The organism is Vibrio sp. (assembly GCF_984391705.1).
This window is the reverse complement of the sequence record NZ_CFHWOM010000006.1, coordinates 32,687-51,125: the sequence shown is the minus strand read 5'-3', so window position 1 is coordinate 51,125 and position 18,439 is coordinate 32,687. Positions and strand designations below refer to the sequence as shown.

Annotated in this window: 15 protein-coding genes; all 15 read left to right on the top strand. The window is 43.0% G+C overall.

Features of this window, described 5'->3' with window-relative positions:
- Nucleotides 1–23: 23 nt before the first annotated feature.
- Nucleotides 24–389 (top strand): hypothetical protein, encoded by a 366-nt coding sequence (locus tag AC4MRV_RS06690; protein WP_491186652.1) that lies wholly within the window; start codon nucleotides 24–26, stop codon nucleotides 387–389.
- Between the two features lie 88 nt (nucleotides 390–477).
- Entirely contained in the window at nucleotides 478–984 is a 507-nt protein-coding gene (locus AC4MRV_RS06685; RefSeq protein WP_491186651.1) for a P-loop nucleotide/nucleoside kinase family protein, read from the top strand.
- A gap of 100 nt (nucleotides 985–1,084) precedes the next feature.
- On the top strand, nucleotides 1,085–1,891 hold the full coding sequence (locus AC4MRV_RS06680) for a PhzF family phenazine biosynthesis protein (RefSeq protein ID WP_491186650.1): 807 nt from the start codon (nucleotides 1,085–1,087) through the stop codon (nucleotides 1,889–1,891).
- 78 nt (nucleotides 1,892–1,969) lie between these two features.
- The gene (locus AC4MRV_RS06675) at nucleotides 1,970–2,749 is read left to right on the top strand and encodes a phosphotransferase (RefSeq protein ID WP_491186649.1); all 780 of its coding nucleotides are present in this window, start codon (nucleotides 1,970–1,972) and stop codon (nucleotides 2,747–2,749) included.
- A 111-nt stretch (nucleotides 2,750–2,860) separates the two neighbouring features.
- On the top strand, nucleotides 2,861–3,451 hold the full coding sequence (locus AC4MRV_RS06670; protein WP_491186648.1) for a LemA family protein: 591 nt from the start codon (nucleotides 2,861–2,863) through the stop codon (nucleotides 3,449–3,451).
- On the top strand, nucleotides 3,451–5,283 hold the full coding sequence (locus AC4MRV_RS06665; RefSeq protein ID WP_491186647.1) for a M48 family metallopeptidase: 1,833 nt from the start codon (nucleotides 3,451–3,453) through the stop codon (nucleotides 5,281–5,283). Before AC4MRV_RS06670 ends, AC4MRV_RS06665 begins: the two co-directional genes overlap by 1 nt.
- 344 nt (nucleotides 5,284–5,627) lie before the next feature.
- Nucleotides 5,628–6,650, top strand: coding sequence for an ABC transporter permease subunit (locus AC4MRV_RS06660; protein ID WP_491186646.1), 1,023 nt, complete (start codon nucleotides 5,628–5,630; stop codon nucleotides 6,648–6,650).
- A 4-nt stretch (nucleotides 6,651–6,654) separates the two neighbouring features.
- Nucleotides 6,655–7,695, top strand: a complete 1,041-nt coding sequence (locus AC4MRV_RS06655; protein WP_491186645.1) for an ABC transporter permease — start codon at nucleotides 6,655–6,657, stop codon at nucleotides 7,693–7,695.
- Between the two features lie 16 nt (nucleotides 7,696–7,711).
- Complete coding sequence (locus AC4MRV_RS06650; protein WP_491186644.1) at nucleotides 7,712–9,535, top strand: extracellular solute-binding protein; 1,824 nt, start codon at nucleotides 7,712–7,714, stop codon at nucleotides 9,533–9,535.
- A 20-nt stretch (nucleotides 9,536–9,555) separates the two neighbouring features.
- Nucleotides 9,556–10,425 carry an ABC transporter ATP-binding protein gene (locus tag AC4MRV_RS06645; protein ID WP_491186737.1) on the top strand — a complete coding sequence of 290 codons (870 nt, stop codon included), beginning with the start codon at nucleotides 9,556–9,558 and terminating at the stop codon, nucleotides 10,423–10,425.
- A complete protein-coding gene (locus AC4MRV_RS06640) occupies nucleotides 10,426–11,259 on the top strand; it encodes an ABC transporter ATP-binding protein (RefSeq protein WP_491186643.1) in 834 nt (277 codons plus the stop codon).
- Between the two features lie 40 nt (nucleotides 11,260–11,299).
- Nucleotides 11,300–12,139, top strand: a complete 840-nt coding sequence (locus AC4MRV_RS06635) for a hypothetical protein (protein WP_491186642.1) — start codon at nucleotides 11,300–11,302, stop codon at nucleotides 12,137–12,139.
- Nucleotides 12,140–12,162: 23 nt separating this feature from the next.
- Nucleotides 12,163–16,110, top strand: a complete 3,948-nt coding sequence (locus AC4MRV_RS06630) for a zinc-dependent metalloprotease (RefSeq protein WP_491186641.1) — start codon at nucleotides 12,163–12,165, stop codon at nucleotides 16,108–16,110.
- A 217-nt stretch (nucleotides 16,111–16,327) separates the two neighbouring features.
- Entirely contained in the window at nucleotides 16,328–17,029 is a 702-nt protein-coding gene (locus AC4MRV_RS06625; protein WP_491186640.1) for a response regulator, read from the top strand.
- A gap of 21 nt (nucleotides 17,030–17,050) precedes the next feature.
- Nucleotides 17,051–18,337, top strand: coding sequence for an ATP-binding protein (locus AC4MRV_RS06620; protein ID WP_491186639.1), 1,287 nt, complete (start codon nucleotides 17,051–17,053; stop codon nucleotides 18,335–18,337).
- Nucleotides 18,338–18,439 lie beyond the last annotated feature (102 nt).

Below are 18,439 nucleotides of genomic sequence, written 5' to 3'. Positions count from 1 at the left end.
TCAACCTAAGCGAGTGTCACGCCATGTTAGAGCGCATAGAAAAAGTACTAGATCTTAATGATATTGCCTACGAAAGCAGTAAAAGCACCATGTACGTAAAGCTTGGTGGGCTTAGCTCAAGAGTCAAAATTAAGTATGACTATGCGACCAACGCATACAAGTTTAGCTGTGGGGAGTTGAGGATGTTTGTATCCAGTATCATCTTCTTTTGTATGGCATTTAACACGCTTTATCAAGCAAACCTTGGCATATGGAATGGGTATGCTGCAGGTCTAATGTTTGCTGTAGCCATTGGAAATCTATTCTCGGTCATATCAACGAATATTCAAATGTTAGATTTACGAGCACAGCTTCGAGAGAAAGGTGTGTACTTAAAATTAGGCGCTTAGTAACGGGTTGTTTCCCTATAGGGCGACCTACAGATAGGCAACCTTGGGTTTGTGGTGTGAGCTTTATTGCTTACGCAATGGAGGTCGAGTGAATCATCCAATTTTATACATATTTTCTGGTCTCCCAGCTTCTGGGAAGTCAACGTTAGCGAAGCTATTAGCCGCTAAAACTGGTGCGATGTACGTTCGCGTCGATACAGTGGAACAAGGCCTTAGGGACCTCTGCAATGTCCAAGTTGAAGGTGAAGGCTATCGATTAAGCTACCGGATTATTAAAGACAATTTAGGTCTAGGCATCAATTGTATTTCTGACTCGTGTAACCCTATCGAGATCACACGAGTTGAATGGCAAGAGGTAGCGGAAAGTGTTGGCGCTAGGTTCGTTAATATAGAGGTATGCTGCTCTGATGCTAGTGAGCATGAACAAAGGGTGAGCACTCGCGTAAGTGAAATCACAAACTTAAGGCTACCTGACTGGAAACAAGTTCAGAATCGCCATTACGAGCCTTGGCAAGCTGACATAATAAAAATAGACACATCAGGAAAGGCCATCGAAACATCATTTTTAGAGCTGATTGAAAAGCTGGGTATTTAACAGCTTTTAAGAAAGCACAATGAATCAAATCGGCTTTGAATGATTAATTCGTAGGGTCGAGAGCTTGTGAACTCAGACAGTATTTAAATGAGATTTATTAATGGAACTAGAAATCTATCAGGTTGATTCGTTTACAACAGAACCATTCAAAGGTAATCCTGCAGGAGCCTGTATAACAACACACGGTTTAAGTGAAAGCCTAATGCTATCAATTGCTCAAGAAATGGCGGTTTCTGAAACTGCATTTCTCTCTCTTGCGGATATGAGGTTGAGGTGGTTCACGCCGAAATCAGAGGTCAAACTCTGTGGTCACGGTACGTTAGCCGTTGCTCATGTACTTAGAGAAAAAGGCTTGGTGGAATCAGGTGATCGTGTCGCTTTCGAAACATTATCAGGGACGTTAACCGCTGACGTAAACGAATCGACCGTCGAGTTGGACTTTCCTTCTCCTATTATCGAACTCGATACACCGGCTCCAATTGATTTATTTAAACACTTAGGTATTGAAACAAGTTCAGTTGTTTCTATTGGGCAATTTGATTCAAAGGTGTTTATCGAAGTGGATCACGAAGGAACGCTACTTAACCTTAACCCCAATTTTGATGCGATGAAGCAATCTAAAGGTCGTGGTGTTCTTATTACGGCTCGCTCAGAACGTCAAGATGTCGATTTTGTTTCCAGGTACTTTGCACCTTGGGTTGGTGTTAATGAAGACCCTGTTACAGGTTCCGCCCATTGTGCTTTATCTATTTATTGGTCGGAAAAATTAGGCAAGCAAAAGCTACACGGCTATCAAGCATCTGAGCGCGGCGGCTATGTAGTAACGGAGCTCTTGCCAAATGGCCGCACTAAGTTAACCGGCTCCGCGGTAACCCTTATTAAGGGGATTATGCAGGTACCACTTTGAGGGCTAACCATCTACATGATCATGCGCTTCTAGAAAGTAGGTGTGCCCGAGAACAGAGCGACTAGAACAAGGAGATGTATGAAAGAACTATCTGGTGGAAGAGATGCTGCAATTTACCAAGAAGGCGATGTCGTTTATCGGCCTCTTCACTCTTGGAGTCCTACTGTCCATAAGCTGTTAAAGCATTTTGAACAGTCCAATGTACACGGATGTCCAAGGTTTGTAGGTACTAGAGAACAACAAGAAGTCTTGAGCTTCGTTTCAGGTGATACATACAATTACCCCTTAGTTGGAGCGATCGCCTCTACTGATGCGATTGTTTCTGCCGCGAAAATGCTCCGAATCATTCACGACTCTAGTGTTGCTTTTCTCGATCAAATTGATGTGGCATCTCATCGTTGGATGCTGGAACCAAAAGAGCCGTTCGAGGTTGTTTGCCATGGTGATTTCACGCCATACAATGTCGCTCTTTCAGGCAACTCTGTGGTTGGTGTGTTTGACTTCGACACTGCCCATCCAGCTCCGAGGTGGTGGGACCTAGCGTATTCAGTATATTGCTGGGCACCTTTTAAAACCGACAGCAACGATAAACTGGGTGATCTTCCAGAACAGATTTCTCGGGCAAGAATTTTTTGTGATGGCTATGGGGCTACTCAGTCGGAAAGAGTACATTTGGCCGAAGCCATGGTTATGCGGTTAAACGCGTTAGTCTCTTTTATGCGTGAAGAAGCGGAGAATGGGAATGTCTCTTTTGCTCAGAATATCGAGCAAGGCCACCTTCAAGCTTATCTTAATGACATAGACTACTTATCTAGAAACAAGGATAAAATTCAACAAGCACTTGTAACTGACGCGTAAAAGAAATGGCATGAAGTGCCCAGCGTTCTTAATAAAGTCGATTAGTCTAATTTGCTAATTATCTCAATAGCTTATATAAAGCCTAAATAAATCTATAAAACGGAATCTATTATGACTTCACTTATTGTTTTTATTGTCTTCATCTTACTTATCGCTGCGTTCGCCGTTAGCATTTACAACAAACTCGTGACTTTGCGAAATCGTTTTAAAAACAGTTTCGCTCAAATCGAGGTGCAGTTAAAACGTCGTTACGATCTCATTCCAAACCTTGTTAGCACAGCAAAAGGGTACATGGAGCATGAAAAAGAAACCTTTGAACGAGTGATTCAAGCACGTAACCAAGCGATTTCTGGCTTGAAGGCAGCGAGTGATGCCCCAGATAGCGATTCCGCGATTAGCCAATTGGCGCAAGCAGAGAGTATGTTGCAAAACGCATTAGGGAAATTGAATGTCGTTGTTGAAGCTTACCCAGAATTAAAGGCAAACGAAACGATGAGTCAACTCCAAGAAGAGCTAACCAGTACAGAAAATAAAGTAGCCTTCGCTCGTCAAGCATTTAATGACTCTGTAACCAGCTACAACACTTACAAGCAAACCTTTCCACCAGTGCTATTTGCCAACATGTTTAGCTTTCAAGATGGCAAGTTATTGGAGTTTGCCGACAGTGAAGCAATCCAGGAAGCACCAAAGGTTGAATTCTAATGGATTTCTTTGTTCATCAAGATACCGCACGTCAACGTACGGGGCTTTTGGTGTTTTTATTTGCATTGGCCGTATTAAGTATTACCGCGTTGGTAAGTGTACTGTCGATAGCCATCTATTACGGGGTGACTGGAGAGCCTTTTGATGAGCAAATCGCGCTCCAATATTTACTTCTCTGTTTTGCAGGAGTGGTTTTAGTCGTCGCAGTAAGCTCAATGTTTCGTCTATCTGAGCTTTCGTCTAATGGTGGGCGAGGTGTTGCAGAGAGTATTGGAGGGAAACTCATCTCTTCTAATACGTTAGATACCAAACATAGGCAGTTGTTAAACGTCGTTGAAGAGATGGCAATCGCGTCCGGGATCCCTGTTCCTCCCGTTTATGTGATGCCAAAAGAGCAGGGGATTAATGCTTTTGCTGCGGGCATGAGTATAGATGATGCCGTTATCGGCGTGACACAAGGAGCTTTAGATAGTTTTACGCGAGATGAATTGCAAGGCGTAATTGCCCATGAGTTTAGTCATGTTTTAAATGGTGACATGCGTCTGAATACGCGGTTGATTGGCGTCTTGTTTGGTATTACTTGTATTGCCCACTTAGGCCATTTAGTTTTGGACAATACCCATCATACCAGCCGTGTATCAAGAAGTTCTTCAGAGTCTGATAAAGGCTTTATGGTCATCATTCTAATTGCGATTGTATGTTTGGTCCTTGGTTGGATAGGAACCTTGTTTGGCTCGATGATAAAAGCAGCTATCTCTCGTCAACGAGAGTTTTTAGCCGATGCCAGTGCCGTTCAGTTTACTCGTAATGACCAAGGCATTGCTGGCGCTTTGAAGAAGATCGGTGGGCATACATCTGGTTCTAGCTTGAATGCTAGAGCAAGTAATCAAATGAGCCACATGATGTTTGGGCAAAGCAATCTATCAGGGTTTAGTGGATGGTTTGCAACTCATCCGCCACTCGAAGAGCGAATACGTCGTATCGAGCCCAATTGGGATGGTTGTTTTTCTGGCAAAAGCCATGTTGAAACTTCGGCATTTGCTCACGAGCAAGTGAGTGGTTTTGCGTCAGCTAGTGTGACTACTTCCAAAGAAATGAGTGACACAGGTAAACAGCTTATTGGTCAGTTACCTCAAGACTTACTAGAGATAGCACGCGAACCATATAGTTCCCGCTTCATCGCGTTACTATTGATTTTCGATGGCAGTAATGAACAACGTGAAATGATTAAAGGACACATTCCCACTGTTTCTCATGCTAAATTATTGCCGTGGCTAGATTACGAATTACCTCTGCATTTAAGATTGCCACTTCTCGAACTCGCTGTGCCAGCGCTAAAGTCGTTGAGTGAAGGGCAGAAGGTTAGGTTATGTGAAGTATTACGTGAATTGTCTCAAACCGATAATCATTACTCGTTAAGTGAATGGTGCGTAATTAACTTGCTCGAAAAGCAGCTTATTGCTCCATTTGGCACTACGCGACAAAACAAAAACCTCAACCAACTTGAAGAAAGTGTACATTGGTTGCTCCGTGAATTGGCATGGGTGACTCACTCTGAGCAAGAAGAGGCACAGCGAGCATTCAATACAGCGCTACACTCTATAGGGTTTAATCCAGCTCCCTTGGAAGGTGCCAATAAAAACTGGCGACTGAGCCGCACAGCTTTAGAGTTGCTACTTCAGCTTAAACCAATGCAACGGTGGCAGTTTGTGAAAGCCTGTCGTTTAGCGATTGAATCCGATGGTAAGATAACGGTCGCAGAGGGTGAATTGTATCGAGTCATAGCGTGCTTTCTTGAAGTCCCAGAACCTCCGCTAACTGTAACTATTTAAGCTATTATGCAATGTAGAAAGCCAGCGAATATCGCTGGCTTTTTTGTGTCGAGATTTGCCTGTCACTGATTAAGTGACTAGAGGGTTGAAATAAACCGAACGCAATGTTCTTGATGTGTCGCCATAGCGCAATCAACTCGGTCAGAAAAACTTTATATTTATTCGATCAATTTATTGAACTAAATGAAAACGATTGCTTTAACGTTAGTTGTTGAAATGTAGTTAATGTGCGGGCTTGTGTGGTCTATTTGTATGGAAATGTACATAAATGTAACCATTTGACTACTTAATATGTTTGTTTATATTTGCCAGCTATTGCTTTACACGGAGTTTGGCTAGTAAACATGATTGCATATTTACTGAAGCGCTTGGCATTAGTTGTACCAACGTTTCTCGGGATCACTATCTTAATATTCGCGATTACGCGCTTTGTACCTGGCGGACCTGTCGAAAGAATGCTGGCTAACATGCAACCGCAAGGCGATGGCGCAGGCGTGAGTGTGGTTGGTCAGAACTCGGCGTTGTCCGAAGATCAGATGGCTGATCTAAATAAATTCTACGGTTTGGATAAGCCTGTAACAGAAGCTTACATCGACTGGTTGACTCGACTTGCTCATTTTGATTTGGGGGAGTCTACCCGTTACTACGAGCCTGTTACTGATATGATCTTCGAACGTTTACCAATTTCTCTTCTGTACGGTGGCGTTACCTTTTTTGTCAGCTACTTCATCTCAATTCCTTTGGGTTACTTTAAAGCGTTGAAGCATGGCAGCGTATTTGACTCAGCATCATCAATCATGATTTTTGTTGGCTATGCACTGCCCGGATACGTTGTTGGCGTACTGCTTATTACCTTGTTTAGCTACCACTTAGAGTGGTTCCCAATGGGTGGGTTTGCTGATGAAGATTTCGATGATTTGACTAGCGTCTATGACCAAATCAAAGATATTGCATGGCACGCTGTACTGCCCTTGATTTGTTACTTGATAGGTGATTTTGCCACCTTGACAATGACGATGAAAAACAACCTGATGGAAAACCTCTCATCAGACTATATTCGAACGGCAATCGCCAAAGGTCTGCCTTTTCGTGAAGCGATTCGTAAGCATGCGCTGCGAAACAGCTTGATTCCAATAGCTAGCCATTTTGGTAATTCACTGCTCTTTTTCATGACCGGTTCTTTTCTGATTGAAGTCATTTTCGACATTAACGGAATTGGTCTATTGGGCTACGAATCAATTGTTGAACGTGATTACCCAGTGGTGATGGGTATTGTCGCCATCAACGCTTGTATCTTATTACTGGGTAACATTCTATCAGACGTGTGCGTTGCACTCGTTGACCCTCGTGTGAAGTTTGGAGCCTAGAAAGATGAATCTAAACCCACTTACACTTAAGCAGATCAAACGTTTCAAAGAGATCAAGCGAGGCTACTGGTCGTTAGTCGTATTGTCACTCATGCTGATTTTATCCCTATGTGCCGAACTGCTTATTAACAGTAAGGCTCTAGTGGTTAGCTATCAAGGTAACTATTACTTTCCAGTCGTTTCAGATGTCTACTCAGGCTCTAAATTTGGGCTCAACTACGCGAGCGAAGCTAACTATCGTGAGCTCAAGAAGGAGTTTGAGTACCGTAATCAAGGTGACTTTGTCATTTTGCCAATTGTACCTTGGAACCCTTACGAGCAAGATTTTTCTGGTGATTATCCGCCAAATGAGCCAAGTATTGAAAGTAAGCATTACCTTGGCACGGATGTTATTGGTAGAGATATTCTCGCCCGCTTAGTGTATGGATTTCGTACCGCAATGGGCTTTGCGTTACTCACTATGGTTATCTCGTATGCGATAGGGGTATCAATCGGATGTGCAATGGGCTTTTTTGGTGGAAAGTTCGATTTAATCGTCCAACGTGTAATCGAAACTTGGTCAATGGTTCCCTTTCTTTACGTGATTATGATTTTAGTTTCGATAGCCCAGCCGACATTCTTATTGTTTGTCTTGATTAATGTGACGTTTGGCTGGATGGGGATTACGTGGTACATGCGCACCATGACCTACAAAGAATCCGCCCGAGAGTATGTGATGGCTGTAAAAGCGCTAGGAGCCTCGACAACGCGGATCATCTTTAAGCACATCTTACCTAACACCATGGTCATGATAGTGACGTTAGCGCCATTTACTATCGCTGCCAATATTACCGCGCTGACCGCTTTGGATTACCTAGGTCTGGGCCTTGTGCCTCCAACTCCAAGTTGGGGTGAATTACTCCAACAAGGAAAATCAAACCTCGATTCACCATGGATTGTTACATCAGTGGTCTTTGCGATTGTCTCAGTACTTGTCATGGTCACCTTTATTGGTGAAGCGATTCGTACCGCATTCGATCCAAAGAAATACACGTTATATAAATAATAATAAGGAAGCAGCAATGTTTAAAAAGGGATTGATCGCTTTACTGATTAGTTCGTCTGCTTATGCGGATGTATTACCTGACAACCTCGCTTGGCAAACCAACTGGGATGACCCGGTGTTTGCCTCCTCTGAGGCGAAAAGAGGTGGTACTTTACGTAGCTTCATGCTGAGTTTTCCGCAGACGTTGCGTTCGGTTGGACCAGATGCCAATTCAGGGATCCGATATTACCTAATGGATGGTACGCCAAAGCTTGCGCAGCGCCATCCTAATACGGGCAATTGGATACCGCAGCTTGCCAATGAGTGGGCGTTTGGAACGGATCAAAAAACCGTCTACTTTAAGCTGAACCCACTAGCCAAATGGTCTGATGGTGAAAAAGTCACTGCTGAAGACTATTTGTTTATGCTGACTTATTATCGTTCGAAGGACATTGTGGATCCTTGGTATAACGATTTCTTCCGCAACAGTATTGCCAATGTGATCAGATATGATGACTACACTATTGCAATTGAAATGGCTGAGCCTAAAAGCCAAGATGAGTTGATGACTTTAATCAACATGCCAAGCAATGGTGTACAGCCTCGCCCTAAGCATCACTTCAAAAAAATTACTGATAAGAACAGTGATGGCATGGATGACAACTTTGTTCGAAAGTACAACTTTAAAGTGGAGCCAACCACCTCTCCTTACTACATAGATAGCGCCAAAAAGGGGAAAAGTATCACCTTTAAACACGTCGGCGACGATTGGTGGGGTTATGACAACAAGTATTATCAACATCGTTTTAATGTTGATAAGCTGCGCCTTAAAGTAATCAGAGATAGCGACATTGCTCGTAAACACTTTGAGAAAGGCTCTCTTGATACCTTTGCTATGGTACTGCCGCATCTGTGGCATGAAAAATCCAATACAGAACCATTTGAAAAAGGCTTCATACACAAATTCTGGGGATTCAACCAAACACCTCAAGGTGCTGGTGGCCTATGGTTAAACACTTCAATGCCACTGTTAGACGACATCAACATTCGTAAAGGCATTACATTCGCTACTGACTTTGATGGCATGATAAAAAATGTCCTAAGAGGAGATTACTCTCGCAAACCTCATGCCATGGGCTTTGGGCATGGAAAGTATGATCTAGAATCTGCTACGCCCCCAAGTTTTGATCCCAAACAAGCGGTTCATTTTTTCGAGAAAGCCGGTTTTGACCAAATTGGCCCTGATGGCATTCGCATCAATGCATCTGGACAAAGGCTAAGTTTTAAAATTACCTATGGCTACAATATTTGGACGCCTCGAATCGCCTACTTGAAAGAGCAAGCGAAGCAGGCTGGCCTAGAGCTAGATTTGAACCTTGTTGATGGGTCAGCTGCATTCAAATACATCTTAGAGAAAAAGCATCAGATCGCATTTCTTAATATGGGCGGTGGGGATATCCCAGCTTACAAAGAGTATTTTCATTCGACCAATGCCAATAAACCGCAGACTAACAATCATACCAACTACAGCTCACTTGAGTTAGACAAGAAAATTGAAGCGTTTAAGTCTGAATTTGATGTGGAGAAAAAGCAGCAGCTCTCAAGGGACATTCAGCAAGATATTACAGATGCGTTCGTGATAGTGCCTGGTTATATGGTGCCTTATACGCGTGATGCTTACTGGCGTTGGATTAAATTTCCAACTAACCCGATGACAAAGAAAACAGGTGCGCTGTTTAACATCTTGGGCACCAGTAACTTTTGGTTAGATATGGATGCCAAAAAGAAAACCCTGGAAGCGTACAAGCAAGACAAGTCGTTCGAGCCAGTAACGATTATCGATGATAGGTACAAGCTGTAATGATGAATGAAGTATCTGAGCTGGAAAACGATCTCATTCTACAGGTGCGCGATCTTGAGGTAGAGTTTGATACCGACGATGGACCAATAAAGATCATTAAAGGTGTCTCGTTTGATGTTAAAGCGGGTGAAACTTTGGGGCTTGTGGGAGAGTCAGGAAGCGGTAAAAGTGTAACGTCCATGTCGATCATGGGCTTGTTACCGAAACCCTATGGGAAAGTGACATCAGGCCAAGTGTTGTACCGTGGTACGGATCTAACGCAAATCCCTGAGGCCGATATGTATAAGATGCGAGGAAATCGTATCTCTATCATTTTCCAAGATCCGATGACAGCGCTCAACCCGGTGCAAACAATCGGTAGACAGATTATCGAAGTACTCGATTTACACCACTCGCAAATGTCCAAGCAAGAAAAGGTGGATTATGCGGTGGGTCTACTTGAAAAGGTTAGGATCCCATTGCCTGAAAAGCGGTTCAATGAATACCCACATAATTTGTCTGGAGGGATGAGGCAGCGGGTGATGATCGCCATTGCGTTGGCCTGTAAACCAGACATTTTGATATGTGATGAACCCACAACTGCGTTAGACGTTACTGTGCAAGCTTCCATTCTTGACTTGATGCGAGAGCTACAGCAAGAAACCGGAATGGCAATGATCTTCATAACCCATGATCTTGGCGTTGTAGCTGAAATCTGTGACAAAGTCGCGGTCATGTACAGTGGACGAATCGTAGAAACAGCAGATGTATTTGAGCTGTTTGATAACCCGCAACATCCATATACGAAAAGGCTGCTCGCACTGGTGCCCGACATAGACGATGAACCTAAGAAAATCATTCAAATAAACCCAATTGATGTAACTAAGTTTCCTGAGTATCAAGGAGGGTGAATGATGAATGAAGTGATAAGAATTGAGAACATAAAACAGTTTTACTACTCAGGGAAAGGCTTGTTTAGTAAAGGTTATGTAATCAAAGCGGTCAATGGCGTTTCTTTTTCAGTCTCACAAGGTGAAACGTTAGGGCTGGTTGGTGAGTCGGGCTGCGGTAAGAGTACGTTGGGACGAACCATCTTAAAGTTATTTGAGCCGACAGAAGGGCGCATCATTTTTGAAGGGCAAGACATTACGGGTTTATCCACTAAGCAGATGAGACCTCTTCGAAAAGACATGCAGATAGTTTTTCAAGACCCTTTAGAGTCTTTAAACCAACGCCATACTGTTGGCATGATTTTGGAAGAGCCTTACGTCATCCATGGCATCGGTTCACGACAAGAACGCAAACAGTGGGTGCTAGATCTATTGGCTAAAGTAGGTTTACCACAATCCGCTATAAACCGTTATCCGCATGAGTTTTCTGGGGGTCAGCGCCAACGTATTGGTATTGCACGAGCAATTGCACTGAAGCCGAAGTTGTTGATTTGTGATGAGTCAGTTTCTGCATTAGATGTATCTGTACAAGCTCAAATATTGAATTTACTTTTAAAAATACAAAATGAAATGAATCTGGCCATTATTTTTATTTCTCACGATCTTTCTGTAGTGAAACATATTTCAGATAGAGTAGCGGTAATGAAAAAAGGCGAAATTGTTGAGATGGGGAGCGTAAGGGATATATATGCTAATCCGAAAGATGAATATACAAAGAAGCTTTTGGCAGCTATCCCAATTACTCACCCATCGCAAAGGAAATATATAACGAACAATAAGGTGGTGAACCAGTAATAGATTGAGTTAAGACGGAACTACATTTCAGAAGGACAATATGAACACTAAATACTTATTACCAGCAATCATGTTGGTAACGCCTTCGCTCGTACTCGCAAATGATTTGCAAGATGCATGGGAAGATGAAAAAAGCGAAAGTCCTTGGTCGGGTTATGTGAGCGCAGATTACTCGCGTAATGGCTATAAGGACAATACATCAAACGCTAATCGCTCGGCTTCAGCAACAGGCGTAATCCGTTACGCTTTTGAGAACAAGTCGCGCTTGCAGTTAGTGGTGTCTGGTTATCATCAAAAAGATGGTGATGTCTACGGCACCCAAGGCCAGTTCTGGAATGATACGTCGATTTCGTACGCGAAAAATGGCTTATTTAATCCAACGGAAGGTTCAACGATTAGTGGCGAGGCTCGGATAATTCTTCCGACTTCAAAAACATCAAGGAGGAACGATTTAAAACTAGGGACAAGATTTAAACTTCGCTGGAGTGCAGGTTTTGATGAGTGGCTAGAGGGACTGACGCTAAGCAATACACTATTGCTACGAAAAAACTTCCACGAATATAAAACTGCAGGTGGATATCAACTGATTGAATATAGGCTCAGTAACCAGTTTTCAGTGGATTACGCTTTTGCTGACGATTTCTATTTCAATATTTACTTCATGCCTAGGCAGTCTTGGGACTACGACGGAAATACGTTTGACCCGAATATGATGCATGGTGAAGAAATAGGCTATCAAGTTAACGAAGATATTTCCTTGTCACTGGGTATGACTAACGGAATAAGTTATTACGATCCTGAGAGAGGCTCTAGCCCGATCAATGATCTTATCGACTTAAAGAAAACAACCTATTACGCATTAATTAGCTATCAGTTTTAAAATAAAAATAATACAGGTATAGAATGTTAAAACACGCAATAATTGCTGCCAGTATCGCCGCGATATTAAGCGGTTGTGGTGCTGAAGACAGAGCATACGACACTTACGAAAAACCATCTCAAGAGATTACCGTTCGTTCTCTTGATACAGAATCACTATGGATGTACATGCCCTCAACAGGAGATGCTCCGCGCTATGCATTGACGCAGCGTGGATTTTTCCAAGGTGACCCTAAACTAGTCACGCTGCGATTCGACGAGTTCAATGGTATCTACGTAGAAGAAGTTGACCGTGATAAAGTCAATCCAGACGATCCGAGCCGCTGGGATTCTGAAATCAACCGCGCGCCAGTATTAAAAATTCCTGGTGAGTTTCGCCAGTATCGCTGTGCTGAAAACAGCTATGGTGAATGTACTAACAAAGAAGAGATCAACCATGACGAAAGCTTAAGCTGGACTGAAGCGACTCACTTTGTACCTAAGTACGAAGAAATCAAAACACTTTCTCAAGACTCTTTAAGTGCGTGGTATACCGCAAGCAACGTGAGCGAAACTGCGGAGCCGCGCCTGATTTCTTATGAGTACAATGCAGATGAAGGCGTGATCAACGTAGAAGTTGAACGTACTTTTACCGCTGCGGCTGAAGACCAGTACCAATTTGGTGGCGATTTTAGAGACCTTTCTTTTAAGACTCGTTTTTTCTATTCACTTGTTAAGTTAGATAAGCTTGCCAGTGCAGATTACGAGCCGGTATTTTATCAAGGGCAAGACAGTGCTTACTTTGGTTTCTTTAATGACAGCAAAGAAGTAAAAACCCACACTGGTGAAAGTAACGTCCAAGGTTCGCGCTTTTCTTATATTAATCGCTTTAACCCAAACAAAGAGACCATCGATTATTACCTAAGCGATAGCTACTTTGATGAGGGTAACGAAGAGTTCTTAGATCTCACTATCGAAACGATCAGTCAAGTGAACGATACGCTTGAGGGGACTGGTGTTCCAACAATTAAGATTGTTAACCCATCATCGAAAGCTGGTGTTCAAACAGGAGATCTACGTTACAACGTATTCAACCTGATTTCTGATCCTGTTGATAACGGTCTGCTTGGCTATGGTCCTTCTGCCACAAACCCTCTGACGGGCGAAATCATCCATGCACATGTGAACCAATACTTAGGCGTAATTCGTGCGGCAAGTCGTTATACATGGAACGACTTAGCGATGCGTTACAACCGTCAAGAGATTGAAAAGCTTGAACCAACTTCTAGCGAAACCACTGACACACAAACAGGTGATAGTGCCGTTGTAACTGTTCGTACGGATGTTGACGACTTCAGTGACATGGTTGCGGAAGATAAGGGACCGGCGATTGATGTGCCAGCCATTACCGAAGAAGAAATCAGTTTTGTTACAGCAGGAAAGCTAACGGATAGCTTGCCGCAGTCCAACACTGAGTTTAGGTTTGATACGTCTAATCCTGATCTCGCGATTCAGTCGTTCTATAAACGTCAAGACATGCTGAAACGTTTCTCAGAGCAAAATGTCTACAGCTTGGACTTTATGTGGCTAAGTACGCAGTCTAAAGGTTTGGTAAAAGGCATTGATTATGAAGAAGGTGACTTCTTTGTTGATGCTGAACAGACCACAATGAAAACTTGGGATGAGCTAAACTTGGACCAGCAAAAGATGGCGAGTTTGGCTATCTCGAAGCACATGTTCAAGTCTACCCTTATTCACGAGCTAGGGCACAACTTAGGTCTGCGTCATAACTTTATGGGTTCAGTGGACAAGAATCACTTCTACACCACAGATGAGCTAACAGCGCGCGGTTCACATGATAAACCGGCTGCTTATAGTTCAATTATGGATTACGGCGCATCTATCTTTGACGAGCTGCTTACCTTCGGCAAATATGACAAAGCTGCATTGCGTTTTGCCTATGGCCGAGAGCTAGAGTTGCAAGAACCAGCAGCGACAGATGAGACAGGCCAGCCTATCGTCGATCTAGACAACACTGGCGTTCAAAAGCGTAAAGTTATCTCATTAGATAAATACGATGAGGAACTAACTAAAGATTATCGTGCGTACCCAACGGGTATTGTTGCTCACCTTCGCGCAAATGCAGACAAAGAAGGGCTTACATCTCCATTAGTTGATTACCGATTCTGTACCGACGAACACACAACGTCGAATCTACTGTGTGATCGTTTCGATGAAGGGACAAGCCTAGAAGAGGTTACTCAGTTCCGTATTCAGCGATATGAAGATAGCTACGAGACGATGAACCGCCGAAATGGTCGAGAGTGGTTTAGTCAATATCATCAATACACGTACTTTTTGACTCGCTTAGAGCAGTTCCAAAAGATTCGCGATATCGTGGAGAACGTGGGTGAAATTGATCATATGTTTGCGCGCTACATAGGTGCAGACACAACGAATAACAACGGCCAAGTGTTTGAAGAAATTGCGGGTAACAATTGTGTTGATTGGCGTGGCAATCCTATTGATTTAGATAGCTTGTCTCCTGCAGTGCGTCCTATTTGTGACACCTACAATGCGGCAAATTTAGCGGCGGATTTCTTTATTGAGGTACTAACAGCTCCGGACAAGGTGTGTGAACTCGAAGAGATAAGTGGTGTTGATGGTGTACCAAATCGTTACCGATTCGCGACACTCTCTGATCTGTGGCAAACCTACCAAGGTGCAATGTCACAAGATCGTGATGTGCCGACAAGTTGTTACGATGAAGAACTCGTGGCGTTGCTAAAAGGGCAGTCTAATGAAGTGTTAGTGCGTTCTGAAACTCGTGACGGAAAAATTTGGTCAAGCTTGAAAGCAAACAATCCATATCAAACGTCGTCGTCTTCAGTCGATTTGCTAGGGACATGGCCTGATAAACTGCTTGCTGCGCAAATGTTGGTACGTAGAGACTCTCCATTTATCGCAACGGAAAACTCGAGCTTAGCGCTCATTGATCTGTCGGATAAAGTGACGCATCTATATACTCACTTGTCTGACCTTGCGGGTCGTCCAGAAGCTCGCCAAGCGATTTTTGTGGATGAGAACGGTGACTACGTTGAAACTGTGCTGCGTTACACCCCTTCGATGACGACAACGATAGAAGCAACGCCATCGTACTTATGGCCAATGAAACGTTACTTTGGTCTTGGCGGTGATGAAGCCTTCGTTTACTGGACTGAAGGAGAGTATCAAGATACTCGAGTGCCTTACTTTAGTGCGCTGCTGGAAAATTTGAATAAATTCAGCCGAGTAAAAGAGTATGGACTGAGCGATTCGGCACAAGGTCTACGTGATGCGATTCATATTAACTATGAGAACAGCAGTTACGGTGATCCGGACGGCATTAACTTTACTTGGAAAGGAACACGTTACTCAGTTAGCTCGCGTAATATTTTGGCAAGAGCAATGGCATCTAGAGCGCTTTACCTAGAAGAGCAAAAAGCACAAGTAGAACAACTGAACAGCCTTCCTTACCGTGTGAGAAATGCACTGTCAGTATTCAAGGATACTCGTGATAGAAACGAGGCTCGTATTATTGCTATCGGTGATAAAGACGCACTCGTTGCCCTAAGAGACACAACAGGGTTTGCACGTTGGACAATGTATGACAAGCAATTTGTTAAATACGATGAAGATGGTAATACGTGTTTACGCTTTAAGGTTGATGAAGAGACAGAAGAGCAACGTTTACTGCGTAAATGTAATCCTCAATCACGTTTAGAAACTGTACAAAACAGCTCGATTGGCAAATTTGAGGAAGATGAGCATGAGCGTATCTTTAACTTAGCTCAAGTGTTTGGTAACCAAGTTGCCGATAACAACAGCATTCCAAGCTATGCAAAAGTTAAAGAAGTGTACGACTATGAACCTGAGGTTCTAAGGCTTTGGAGTACGAACGAATATGCTAATTATCGTCGTGCATTTGAACAGTTCCCTATCTATGACGATTAATTGAAAATAACCCAAACCGGCTATCGATTTCGATGGCCGGTTTTTTATTGGCGAAAATTAAATTCTTAGTGCCATTTTAAGCTGCACCCGATGTAAATAATGTGATATACAAATACATCTATCAGTTACATAACTGACCTCAATTTATAACACTAATAATAATTGCGCGTGTCTGAATACGAGCAATAACACTTAAGCTTGTGCGTAAGAAGGGACTATGACCAATCCAGTACTCGTCATTGTGGAAGACGACCCAATATTAAGCGAAATGTTGCAAGAATATTTTGAGAGCCAGTCGTTTGATGTGGTGACTATTTCGGAAGGCTCATCGGCTACAGAGCAGATTCTTACTATTCAACCAGACATTGTTCTACTTGACCTAATGCTACCGGAGGTCGATGGGTTAACTATTTGCCGCCAACTTAGAAATAAGTTCTCAGGCAAGATATTGATGCTCACCGCGAGTGATGATGACTTTGACCATGTCGCAGCACTAGAAACAGGCGCAGATGATTTTATTAGTAAGCCAGTCAAGCCAAGGGTTTTATTGGCTAGAATGCGAGTATTGTTACGCCGAGGAAAAGAACCTGAAGCGGGCACCGATAGCAGCAATGAACTCAATTTTGGTAAGTTGGCCTTAAACAAATTAACCAAAGGATGTGTGCTGGACGGAAGAGATATCGCGATTGCTGAAAGCGAGTTCGAACTGCTTTGGCTTCTTGCTTCGTCACCAGAGCAAGTGTTGTCACGAAACTATCTTACTCAACAGCTGCGTGGTGTCGATTATGATGGGATTGACCGCTTTATTGACAACAAAATTGTGGTGTTGAGGAAGAAACTGAATGACAACACCATCCCACCCAAAAAAATCATCACGGTAAGAGGGAAAGGTTACCTATTTGTACCTGAACGCTGGTAGTGGCTAACCTAAATCAATTCTATGCGTCGTATCTATTTTGAATACTTAGTTGGGCTGACTTTAATCTTCTTGGTCAGCATCTACTCTTACGCCTTTATCGTTTATAAGCTGAGTACAGACTATGAGTTTATTCTCCGCGATCACCAAGCGGAGGCGTATCAACAACTCATTGATATTGTTGCGTCAGTAAAAACGCACGAAGAAACAAAAGACATTTTACAAGCGTATGCGGCTAAAACTCGCCAGAACTTAAGGTTTGTTGATTACAGTGCGGCGCCAATAGAGGTGCAAGATGCGTTTATTAAGCAAGACACAAGTATCTACTACCATGATGAAGACTATTTGTGGTTTCGTCTTAGCGAGAGCAATGAACTATTTGAGCTAAGTGATGACAAAGAGTCTTTTTTGCGCCAGAAAATCAGATTTGAAAACCGATTAATTTGGGTCTTTGCACTTACAGGTTTTGCTCTCAGCGGTTTGTTTTTAGTCTGGAGAATCAAACGTCGTTTGAACAACTTAGAGCAGGTGACAGTGGCATTTGCTAACGGTGACTTGCATCAACGTGCATCAGAAAAGAACAGCATCAAACTCGGTACGCTCAACAAGAGCTTCAATGTAATGGCCGATAAGATTTGTGACCTTATTAATAGCAATAAGTCACTGACTAACGCTGTCGCTCATGAGCTAAGAACACCCATTTTCCGCATTCAATGGCAAGCGGATGTGTTGAGTGACCTAGAGTTGCCGGCCGCACAAAGCAAAGCGGTAGCTCGAATTATTTCTGATACCGAAGAAATGGAAGATATGGTCGATGAGTTGCTTTACTACGCTCGATTAGAGAGAGGAGGAGCGGAGCTTCTCAAGCAGCCAATTAATGTCAATGAGTGGTTAGACGACCGGTGCTCAATATGGCGAAAAGAAACTAAGCTCGAGTTACTTAGTGTTGGAACTCAGTTGCCTACAGCATTGTATGTCGATTTAAAGCTTTTTAATCGTGCGGTGGATAATGTGGTACGCAATGCGTTTAAGTTCGCTGAGTCTAAAATCGTCATAGAGGTTTGGAGTAATGAAGATGAGGTCGTATTTGAAATTCATGATGATGGTAAAGGTGTAGAGTCAGAACATTGGCCTTACTTGTTTGATCCTTTTTACAGCGCTAATGCAGCACGTAATAAAGGCAAAACTGGTCATGGTCTAGGCCTTGCGATCGTCAAACAAGTATGTGACCGACATGGTGCAGCCGTCTCTGTTGAAGACAGTTATTTGCACGGAGCTTGCTTTTCCTTGAGTTTTCCAAGGCAAGCTTAAGTCGCTAGTTCGAGAGCAGTCATAACGTCTATACGCATTCAATACGACAAACGCTTACATGGCTATTTGTCGCTTTTATCAGCGCTAAGGTTATTATTTCAA

Bases quoted from the DNA above. Each gene is read 5' to 3' on its own strand.
- AC4MRV_RS06625 (WP_491186640.1), top strand. From the start codon at position 16,328: ATGACCAATCCAGTACTCGTCATTGTGGAAGACGACCCAATATTAAGC.
- AC4MRV_RS06620 (WP_491186639.1), top strand. From the start codon at position 17,051: ATGCGTCGTATCTATTTTGAATACTTAGTTGGGCTGACTTTAATCTTC.
- AC4MRV_RS06690 (WP_491186652.1), top strand. From the start codon at position 24: ATGTTAGAGCGCATAGAAAAAGTACTAGATCTTAATGATATTGCCTAC.
- AC4MRV_RS06660 (WP_491186646.1), top strand. From the start codon at position 5,628: ATGATTGCATATTTACTGAAGCGCTTGGCATTAGTTGTACCAACGTTT.
- AC4MRV_RS06655 (WP_491186645.1), top strand. From the start codon at position 6,655: ATGAATCTAAACCCACTTACACTTAAGCAGATCAAACGTTTCAAAGAG.
- AC4MRV_RS06650 (WP_491186644.1), top strand. From the start codon at position 7,712: ATGTTTAAAAAGGGATTGATCGCTTTACTGATTAGTTCGTCTGCTTAT.
- AC4MRV_RS06675 (WP_491186649.1), top strand. From the start codon at position 1,970: ATGAAAGAACTATCTGGTGGAAGAGATGCTGCAATTTACCAAGAAGGC.
- AC4MRV_RS06635 (WP_491186642.1), top strand. From the start codon at position 11,300: ATGAACACTAAATACTTATTACCAGCAATCATGTTGGTAACGCCTTCG.
- AC4MRV_RS06640 (WP_491186643.1), top strand. From the start codon at position 10,426: ATGATGAATGAAGTGATAAGAATTGAGAACATAAAACAGTTTTACTAC.
- AC4MRV_RS06665 (WP_491186647.1), top strand. From the start codon at position 3,451: ATGGATTTCTTTGTTCATCAAGATACCGCACGTCAACGTACGGGGCTT.
- AC4MRV_RS06630 (WP_491186641.1), top strand. From the start codon at position 12,163: ATGTTAAAACACGCAATAATTGCTGCCAGTATCGCCGCGATATTAAGC.
- AC4MRV_RS06680 (WP_491186650.1), top strand. From the start codon at position 1,085: ATGGAACTAGAAATCTATCAGGTTGATTCGTTTACAACAGAACCATTC.
- AC4MRV_RS06670 (WP_491186648.1), top strand. From the start codon at position 2,861: ATGACTTCACTTATTGTTTTTATTGTCTTCATCTTACTTATCGCTGCG.